This is a genomic window from Endozoicomonas sp. ONNA2, from assembly GCF_024606365.1.
Lineage (GTDB): Bacteria > Pseudomonadota > Gammaproteobacteria > Pseudomonadales > Endozoicomonadaceae > Endozoicomonas.
Window position 1 is genome coordinate 1 of the sequence record NZ_JAHHPO010000036.1, and the last position, 1433, is coordinate 1433.

The 1433-nt window shown below is 45.4% G+C and carries 1 protein-coding gene; it reads right to left on the reverse strand.

All coding sequences use genetic code 11. The features are described from left to right. Nucleotides 1-5: 5 nt before the first annotated feature. Entirely contained in the window at nt 6-1073 is a 1068-nt protein-coding gene (locus KDK14_RS00455; RefSeq protein WP_257263046.1) for a macro domain-containing protein, read from the reverse strand. Between the last annotated feature and the right edge of the window lie 360 nt (nt 1074-1433).

The window sequence follows — 1433 nt, forward strand, 5'->3', positions numbered from 1 at the left end:
GTGCTTTAGTCAGCGTTACTGAAACTTAATGTCTTCCCAAGGTCGACAGAATTCACTATCCCATAGGATATCCTGGCATTTGCATTTTCACGTCCGACCCATGTCAATAAACCACCCATGCAAGTCACCAGTGTTACCCCGGGGTCCAAAGGTGTTTCAGTGACAGCAGCAGACAAGGAGGTTGAAGCGCCAGCACTGGGAACCTGACTTGCGGGGGGTCGTGAAGGTGTTGCAGGGTTTTGAAGGACTAACTGATTCCATTCTTGTTCAAAGGCCTTGCAAGCTTTCTTGTCTTTATCTGAAGAAGACATACCCACCAGAATCAGTTCTGGTACCTGCTTGCCTGTTGATCGAAATTCATCCCTGGCCAGTGCAACCGCTGTTGCCAGGTCTTGTCCTGAGCCACCGGCATTACCACAACCGAGCAGAGGGCAGAAAATCCGCCTCAGCCCTCGACCATCCGCCTCCTGAAAAACCTTGAAAACAGCATCTTTAAGCTGGTTTATAAATGCTCCATCGGTCGCTACAGGTACCAATACATTGTGAACTGCCTGGCAATTAGTTAGATCAGGGGGTTTGCCTTCGCCGATAAGGTCAAAAGTGAAACATTCTCCAACGTGTATTCGATTCTGCTGAGACGCCTGATAATAATCACTATCGTTGCCTCCAAGCTTGTCTTTGATTGCCTGTGCAATACCTCTATTTAATTGCATCCTCCAATCGACAGAGTTCACTATCCCATAGGCTTGTTCAATATTTTTGCGCCTGACCCAAGCCAATAATCCATTATTACAGGTAGCCAGGGTTACCCCGTCACGCAATGTTCTATTAACTTCATTAGCACTGCAAAGGTAATTTAAGGACGGAAGATCCTGTGAGCAGACAACACTTTTGTTAGCCAAATGTCTCAGATCTGGATTATTTGACAATGCCCGAATCAGGTTTTTGTATTCACCAAATTCAACCTTGCGACCAAAGACAAATTGATTGTTTTGATCAATTCCGCATTCCTCTAATCGAAGTGAATGTGAAAGACGTAAGGTTTCGCAGAATCTATTGATAGCACCATCCATTTCAACCTCCTTAACATATTGTTTTGTAAGCCTTTATTTAATTGTGCCATCAGTGCATAAGCTGTTGCAGGCCCATATATATTCTTGCTTGGACTGAAATTCAGAGAAATAGTTCCGAAATAAGACAGCGTTTTTTCACGTGATTCAACGAAAAACAAACTGTTCAGGCAGCTGCTGAGAAAAACGCCTGTCCGGGAGACTGTCTGAGCATAAACGACCCTTCTGACTAACTTACATCGTACTGGCACGATTGTTAGTTGCAGATGTTCAGCCGCCCGCGGCTTGGGGCGCTATGAACTGAAATCATTCGTTGAAATCCAGTGGGTTCGACTCCCACCAGCCAGGAGGCTGTCCGAAAAT